10 protein-coding genes and 2 pseudogenes are annotated in these 6,547 nt (G+C 40.2%); 8 read left to right on the forward strand and 4 right to left on the reverse strand.

All coding sequences use genetic code 11. The features are described 5' to 3' along the window. Positions 1–76: pseudogene (locus tag IQ224_RS20260) on the reverse strand (IS200/IS605 family transposase); the annotation flags it as partial. Positions 77–251: 175 nt separating this feature from the next. Between IQ224_RS20260 and IQ224_RS20265 the strand changes: the two are divergent. The 3 genes from IQ224_RS20265 to IQ224_RS20275 are packed head-to-tail and all read left to right on the forward strand — an operon-like array spanning position 252 to position 3,235. Further along, positions 252–449, forward strand: coding sequence for a hypothetical protein (locus IQ224_RS20265; RefSeq protein ID WP_002745091.1), 198 nt, complete (start codon positions 252–254; stop codon positions 447–449). A gap of 3 nt (positions 450–452) precedes the next feature. Continuing rightward, entirely contained in the window at positions 453–719 is a 267-nt protein-coding gene (locus IQ224_RS20270; protein WP_036401462.1) for a type II toxin-antitoxin system RelE/ParE family toxin, read from the forward strand. Beyond that, positions 719–3,235 (forward strand): tetratricopeptide repeat protein, encoded by a 2,517-nt coding sequence (locus IQ224_RS20275; protein WP_002745093.1) that lies wholly within the window; start codon positions 719–721, stop codon positions 3,233–3,235. Before IQ224_RS20270 ends, IQ224_RS20275 begins: the two co-directional genes overlap by 1 nt. 149 nt (positions 3,236–3,384) lie before the next feature. Here IQ224_RS20275 and IQ224_RS20280 read toward each other — a convergent pair whose 3' ends face one another. Together IQ224_RS20280 and IQ224_RS20285 are read right to left on the reverse strand one after the other, a co-directional pair. Beyond that, positions 3,385–3,765 carry a type II toxin-antitoxin system death-on-curing family toxin gene (locus IQ224_RS20280; RefSeq protein WP_002745094.1) on the reverse strand — a complete coding sequence of 127 codons (381 nt, stop codon included), beginning with the start codon at positions 3,763–3,765 and terminating at the stop codon, positions 3,385–3,387. Continuing rightward, on the reverse strand, positions 3,762–3,983 hold the full coding sequence (locus IQ224_RS20285) for an AbrB/MazE/SpoVT family DNA-binding domain-containing protein (protein ID WP_002745096.1): 222 nt from the start codon (positions 3,981–3,983) through the stop codon (positions 3,762–3,764). Before IQ224_RS20285 ends, IQ224_RS20280 begins: the two co-directional genes overlap by 4 nt. Positions 3,984–4,214: 231 nt before the next feature. Between IQ224_RS20285 and IQ224_RS20290 the strand changes: the two genes are divergently transcribed. The 5 genes from IQ224_RS20290 (at position 4,215) to IQ224_RS20305 (ending at position 5,862) form a co-directional block, all read left to right on the forward strand. After that, positions 4,215–4,535, forward strand: coding sequence for a hypothetical protein (locus tag IQ224_RS20290; protein ID WP_002745098.1), 321 nt, complete (start codon positions 4,215–4,217; stop codon positions 4,533–4,535). Then, positions 4,525–4,920, forward strand: a complete 396-nt coding sequence (locus IQ224_RS20295) for a DUF6516 family protein (protein ID WP_036401470.1) — start codon at positions 4,525–4,527, stop codon at positions 4,918–4,920. Before IQ224_RS20290 ends, IQ224_RS20295 begins: the two co-directional genes overlap by 11 nt. Then, complete coding sequence (locus tag IQ224_RS24380) at positions 4,904–5,113, forward strand: type II toxin-antitoxin system HicB family antitoxin (RefSeq protein WP_002745101.1); 210 nt, start codon at positions 4,904–4,906, stop codon at positions 5,111–5,113. Before IQ224_RS20295 ends, IQ224_RS24380 begins: the two co-directional genes overlap by 17 nt. A gap of 243 nt (positions 5,114–5,356) precedes the next feature. Further along, positions 5,357–5,608, forward strand: coding sequence for a type II toxin-antitoxin system Phd/YefM family antitoxin (locus IQ224_RS20300; protein ID WP_002745102.1), 252 nt, complete (start codon positions 5,357–5,359; stop codon positions 5,606–5,608). Further along, positions 5,605–5,862, forward strand: a complete 258-nt coding sequence (locus IQ224_RS20305) for a type II toxin-antitoxin system mRNA interferase toxin, RelE/StbE family (RefSeq protein WP_002745103.1) — start codon at positions 5,605–5,607, stop codon at positions 5,860–5,862. The genes IQ224_RS20300 and IQ224_RS20305 overlap by 4 nt, the downstream gene beginning before the upstream one ends. 513 nt (positions 5,863–6,375) lie before the next feature. Here IQ224_RS20305 and IQ224_RS20310 read toward each other — a convergent pair. Then, positions 6,376–6,547 (reverse strand): annotated as a pseudogene (locus tag IQ224_RS20310) (IS4 family transposase); the annotation flags it as partial.

The raw sequence follows: 6,547 nt of genomic DNA on the forward strand, positions 1-6,547 counted from the left end.
TACGATATTTGGCTGGGAACACTAAATGATATAGCAAAACACTTACATTATGGCTCTTATGGATGTATTCACTCATTTTTCTATTGTACGCCGCGAGCGGCGGGGAATTAGACCCGAAGAGATTAAAGCTTTTACTTTAATCTGATCAAAGATCAAGTACAGAAACCAGAAGCCTGTTCCACGGGGTAGGCATTTTGTCAGTTTATAGGCTATAATCTTATTAAAGATAAAACACAGATTAGGAGACAAAAATGTTAGAAGATCAAACCCAAGCACTCAAGCCTATTCTTAAAGAGGTTCTGCATGAGTTATTATTGCAGGAACGGGAAACTTTAACAGACGTAATTTATGAAGTGATAGAGGATATGGCTCTAGCCAAAGCAATAGAAGAAGGTCTTCATGATGAAAATGTCAGTCGAGAAGAAATTTTTTCTTTATTAGCAGAGTAAATCATGCAAGTTGAATTTCGTCGCCTTTTTTTTCGAGATTTAGGTGCTATCAAGGATCGTAAGCTACGACAACGAATTGAAGCTGTCATTGTGGAGGTAGAAGCGGCCAATAATCTAGCTGAGTTAAGAAATATCAAAGCTATTGAAGGCCACCCCAGTTACTATCGGATAAGAATAGGAGATTACCGCATAGGTATTTATGTTGAGGAGAATATGATTGCTTTTGTCCGAGTTTTACACCGTAAAGAAATGTACCGTTATTTTCCCTAATGAATAATCCATTTAAGCAAACTGGAATTAAAGCTTCTACTTTTGGCGATAATGCTCAGATTTCCATTGAGCAGAAAATAATTTTGCCATCTGTACCAAAACAGGTTAAAGAAAACCCGCACAATTTACCCAATAGTGGGGTCGAGAAATTTGTTGGACGTGATGAAGTTTTAAGCCAATTAGCAACCCAATTACAGGAAGCTAACCGCGTGGCGATTTCGACGTTGACGGGTATGAGTGGTGTTGGTAAATCGGAATTAGCGTTATGGTATAGTTGGCAAGAATGGCACAAAAAGACTTATCTAGGGGGGATTCTTTGGTTAAATGTAGCAGAAAGCGATCCGGGTTTGAGTATTTTAACTTTTGCTCAGATTCATTTAGGATTAATTTTACCGACAGAAGGCGAATTGGTAGAGCGGATTCGTTTTTGTTGGCATAATTGGTTCAAAAATGAGCAGGATCAAGCCTTAATTATTTTTGATGATGTGCGTCGCTATGAACAAATAAAAGACTATTTACCGCCTCAAGGAGAAAAGCGGTTTAAGGTGATTATTACGACTCGTAATGAACAGATTGCTCGTAATTTTAACCCGATTGATTTAGAAGTGTTAAGTCCTGATGCGGCGGTAGAATTGTTGGCTGTCTTTTTACCCAATGCGGTAGTAAATAATCCAGAAAAAGCCAGAGAATTAGTCAAATGGTTGGGGTATTTACCGTTAGGGATTGAGTTGGTGGGACGCTATGGACAGTATATGAGTTGTGACTTAACAAAACTTTTATCACAGTTACAGGCGCAAAAATTAAAGGATGAGAGTTTACAATTTCCCCAAAATGCTTTTATGACGGCTCAAAGGGGGGTAGCAGCGGCGTTTGAGTTGAGTTGGGGGGAGTTGAGTGAGAGTTCTCGATTAGCAGGAGAATGGCTCAGTTTGTTTGCGGAAAGTCGGATTAATGAAAAGTTAATTTTGTCTTTGTTTGAGGAGAGATACCCCCAACCCCAACCCTTAAAAAGGGGGGCTATAGAGAGATATTTTCCGACATTTTCACGCTGGTTTGGTCTATCTAAATCGGTTTCTGCGTCTATTGATCCGCCTGATTTACCGATACCGACTAGGACTGATTTACGACATTTGGTAAATTTAAACTTGCTAAATGATGTTGATAATCAGAACTATGAGTTGCATACTTTAATTCGGATGTATTTGCGCGATAAGTTAGAAGCATCGGCGTTTAAGGAGGAAGCAAAGCGAGCCTATTGTCAGGTGATGGTTGGGATTGCGAAAACTATTAAGAGGACTTTGACCTTAAAAGACATTGATAACTTGGAGCCGGATATTGAGCATCTAAAAGTTGTTGCAGAGGAATTAGATCAATGGTTAGATAATGAAGATTTAACTAGGCCTTTTACTGGCTTAGGTCGTTTTTATGAAGAGCAGGGACTTTATCAGCAAGCGGTTCTTTATTGTGAACGCTGTTTAACTCTGAGTGAACAACGCTTAGGCAAAAATCATCCTGATGTGGCGACCAGTCTCAACAATCTGGCGGAACTTTATCGCGCTCAAGGGAAATACGCAAAAGCAGAACCTCTCTTTTTGCGAGCGCAGGCAATTACAGAAAAGCAATTAGGAGAAGAGCATCCTGATGTGGCCAACAGTCTCAACAATCTGGCTGGTCTTTATTATGATCAAGGGAAATACGCAGAAGCAGAACCTCTCTTTTTGCGCTCGCTGGCGATTCGGGAAAAGCTATTAGGAAAAGAGCATCCTGCTGTGGCGACCAGTCTCAACAATCTGGCGAATCTTTATTGCGCTCAAGGGAAATACGCAAAAGCAGAACCTCTCTTTTTGCACTCGCTGGGGATTACGGAAAAGCAATTAGGCTCCGACCATCCTGAAGTGGCGACCAGTCTCAACAATTTGGCGTTACTTTATGATTTTCAAGGGAAATACGCAAAAGCAGAACCTCTCTTTTTGCGAGCGCTGGCGATTACAGAAAAGCAATTAGGAGAAGAGCATCCTGATGTGGCCAACAGTCTCAACAATCTGGCTGGTCTTTATTATGATCAAGGGAAATACGCAGAAGCAGAACCTCTCTTTTTGCGCTCGCTGGCAATTTGGGAAAAGCAATTAGGAGAAGAGCATTCTGATGTGGCCAACAGTCTCAACAATCTGGCGGATCTTTATCGCGCTCAAGGGAAATACGCAGAAGCAGAACCCCTCTATTTGCGAGCACTGGCGATTCGGGAAAAGCAATTAGGAGCAGAGCATCCTCATGTGGCCAACAGTCTCAACAATCTGGCGGATCTTTATCAGTCTCAAGGGAAATACACAGAAGCAGAATCTCTCTATCAAAGAGCGATTGCTATTTGTTCGGAAAAATTAGGAGAAAATCACCCCAACACTCAAACAGTAAAAAATAATTATAATCTGATGCTTTCTCAACTTCCTGATGAGGAATTAAGCCAACGCTTTCCCCCCGAAATGGTGGAAATGTTGCGTAACCTAAGACAAAATTAGCTTTTTTTAAAGGAAGAATAAAAAACATGAACATCAAACAGCAACTACTAGAAAAATATCGCAAGCAAGGCTTAGAATTATGATTTTATGCGATACGGGAGTATTATTTTGTTTCGTTCTTATTTACTTCCAGAAATCCCCCACTTTATTCAATTTATGCCTTGAAGCCAAGCACCAAGTTCTTCTTCGGACATCTCGCCAGCCGCCACCGCCAGCATAGTTGCCACCACCTCGGCTTCTGGAGCGATTAACTCAATGCTATTAACTTGGAGAAAAGTCGCCATGACGACGAAAGCGGTGCGCTTGTTGCCGTCCACAAAGGGGTGATTTTTTGCCAGTCCCCAGCAATAAGCGGCGGCTAATTGGTACAGGCTGACATCGGGGTTGTAAGTGTGGAGATGGCGAGGTCTGGCGAGGGCGCTGGAGAGTTTTCCTAGGTCGAGGATGCCTTCGGCTCCGCCAAAGAGAGCGAGTTGCTGGTGGTGAATTGCTCTGGCTGCTTGTTCACTAATCCAGATGATTTCACTCACTTGGCCAATTCCCGCAGGGCGCTGCGATAGCGGCGGGTAACTTGAGAAGCTGCTTCCATAATTTGCTCGAATTCTGGGTCGTAGGTGGTTAACTGTACCCCGTCTGGCGTTTCGGTGACGTATATCGTATCTCCTTCTCCCACCTGGAGTTTGTCGAGAACTTCTTTGGGGAAAGAGGCTCCTAATGAGTTGCCGATTTTGCAGATTTTGAGCTTCATTTTTTTACCTCATCGTTGTTTGTAGTCGCTGCGTCACTAGCGCAACAACAGTTGCAATAAGAAGCAGTACAATTAAAGATAAGCACCAGTTTAGTAATATCTTCCACTGTTTAAACGTTCATAGAACATTTTACACCATGATCTCGGAAAAGCCAAAATAAACCTCAAAAGAACCCAATGGAGTGGCAATAATTTTTTACTCTAAATTAACACTGACAAGAAAAAATCACCATGCAAACCCAACCGCTAGAATCAAACACCACAAACCTGATTAAACTGCGCTCCAGTCAACCAGAATCCCTTAAAGCAATGATTAAAACCGATCTGAATAATCGGCTACAGGACTTAGAAAGCGGATTACAAAAAACTCAAGCTCGCTTAAAAGAATTTGAAACTCAATATCAATGGTCAACAGAGCAGTTTGTTGATTTGTTTACCAACGATCAATTACAACACAGTGAAGATTTTGATGAATGGTTAGGAGAATCATGGATGCTTGACAAAATACAGCAAAAAATAGCCATCATTAAGGAGATTGAATTTGTTGATTGAGACTTACTTTGAGAAAATTAGAAAACTTCTAACAAACTCATCCATGATCCAAACTTTTGAACTTGACACAGAAAAACGGACAGAGAGTCTCGGTTTTATTAGAGGAAATATTACCTTTATTGACGGCTCTCGGCTCTATATTCGAGAATTTGTCGAAGTAGAGATCAGCATAAACCGAGGCAAATATTCTTACCACTATATCAATCAAAAAGGTGATTTAATTTTCCGTTATGATAATGCTCCTCATCATCAAAAACTTAATTTTCCTTCATTTCCTCATCATAAGCATGATCGACATGAAGATAATATAGTAAGCTCAAAAGCTCCTTTTTTAGAAGAAGTTTTTCAAGAAATTGAGGATATGAACAATGAATTATCACTATAGTATTTTTATTCAATGGTCAGAAGAAGACAACAAATTTATCGCCCACCTCCCTGAATTTTGCCCCTATGCTCATACCCATGGTGAAACCTACCATGCAGCTCTACAAAATGCCCTTGAAGTTCTAGATCTCCTTATCGAAGACTACACTGCACGAGGCAAATCTCTCCCACCTCTCCGGGCTATTTCCGCATAGCCCAAATATTCTCAGTTCAGTAATATCTCCTAGTATTTAACCGTTCATAGAACATTTTATACCATGATCTCGGAAAAGCCAAAATAAACATTATGCAAGTTACGGCTTAGATCATTACTAAAGTTGTCATATCGCCTTCTTCTCGATCAGAACCAAAAAGCCCAAAATAAATAATGAAAACGTCAGCCAAGAAGCAATTTTTGCTTTATTATAAGACTAATCCCCACAAACCGTAAGCGATTTATGTATCAAGTCACCGTTGATTACGCCAAAGCCAACCTAGAAGAACTCTGCGATCGCACTGAAAAAGAACCCGATGGAGTAGTGATCGTTCGTGAAAATCGCAGTTATATTCTCATCACTAAAGAAGAATGGGAATCCTTAGCTGAAACCTCCGAACTCATGCAAGATTCCAAACTATTACAACACATTGCATCAGCACGACGAGAATATGCCGCAGGAGAAACCCTCACAATGGAACAAGTATTTGGATGACAACCTACACAATTGTCTTTTCTAAACAAGCGCGAAAAGATACCGACGAACTCACCCAAAAACAGAAAGTCAAACTTCAAGAAATTTTAACTAACATAATTGCAATTAATCCCTATATTGGCAAATCCTTAAAAGGCGATTTAGAAGGCTTGTATTCCTATCGCCTAAATCGAAAAGATCGTCTGCTTTATGAAATTTATGAAGACGATAAAACTATTCTGATTATTCGTACTAAAACACACTATGGAGATTAGGTAATAGCGGTCATAACCACTGAATTCATCCCCGTTTATAATATAGCTTGATCCTGTTAGGCAAAAATAGTAGTGATGCCGATCACTACCAGGAAAAAGACGGAAGAAATGCACTTCAGGAACTAGCCAAATTAAATCAAGGAGACAACCCATGAATTATCACTATAGTATTTTTATTCAACTGTCTTATTACATTTTGGAATTAAGGGAAAATCACCCCGATACTCAAATAGTAAAAAATAATTAGAGTTTGGTGAAAAAGTAGGGGCGATCGCTGATCAAGATGCAAGGTTTTTGAGACACTAGCTTTAAAATCTTGTATCTGTTTTGTGAAACAAGCCACTAAACCCCTTACCTTGTACATAAGTAGCTGGTTATAATTAAATTAAAAATGGATTTTAGGTTCGATCCCCCCTTGATCCCCCCTTGATAAGCTATCCATTAGTCACATCTTTCTTAACATAAAATTTGACAAAAAGAGAAAAGTGTGCAAGATGGCTCAAGGAGGTTCTATCTGACCGCTTCCCTAAAGGAGGGCGGCTTTTCAGGTGGCGGACTCTTTTTATGAATAGTGGCACACAAAGATTGCCATTCATGTTCTTCCAAAAAACTTTCACAACTCTCCTCTCCGTGTAAGCGTGCTTGATAGGTTAACCAAAGTAATCTCCAAGCTACAATTGAATAG

This window comes from Microcystis sp. LEGE 00066, assembly GCF_015207925.1.
Taxonomy (GTDB): Bacteria; Cyanobacteriota; Cyanobacteriia; order Cyanobacteriales; family Microcystaceae; genus Microcystis; species Microcystis ichthyoblabe_A.

What these genes read in the sequence shown, in the direction of transcription:
- IQ224_RS20265 (WP_002745091.1), top strand. Translation starts at nt 252, where the DNA reads ATGTTAGAAGATCAAACCCAAGCACTCAAGCCTATTCTTAAAGAGGTT.
- IQ224_RS20270 (WP_036401462.1), top strand. Translation starts at nt 453, where the DNA reads ATGCAAGTTGAATTTCGTCGCCTTTTTTTTCGAGATTTAGGTGCTATC.
- IQ224_RS20275 (WP_002745093.1), top strand. Translation starts at nt 719, where the DNA reads ATGAATAATCCATTTAAGCAAACTGGAATTAAAGCTTCTACTTTTGGC.
- IQ224_RS20285 (WP_002745096.1), bottom strand. Translation starts at nt 3,983, where the DNA reads ATGAAGCTCAAAATCTGCAAAATCGGCAACTCATTAGGAGCCTCTTTC.
- IQ224_RS20290 (WP_002745098.1), top strand. Translation starts at nt 4,215, where the DNA reads ATGCAAACCCAACCGCTAGAATCAAACACCACAAACCTGATTAAACTG.
- IQ224_RS24380 (WP_002745101.1), top strand. Translation starts at nt 4,904, where the DNA reads ATGAATTATCACTATAGTATTTTTATTCAATGGTCAGAAGAAGACAAC.
- IQ224_RS20300 (WP_002745102.1), top strand. Translation starts at nt 5,357, where the DNA reads ATGTATCAAGTCACCGTTGATTACGCCAAAGCCAACCTAGAAGAACTC.
- IQ224_RS20305 (WP_002745103.1), top strand. Translation starts at nt 5,605, where the DNA reads ATGACAACCTACACAATTGTCTTTTCTAAACAAGCGCGAAAAGATACC.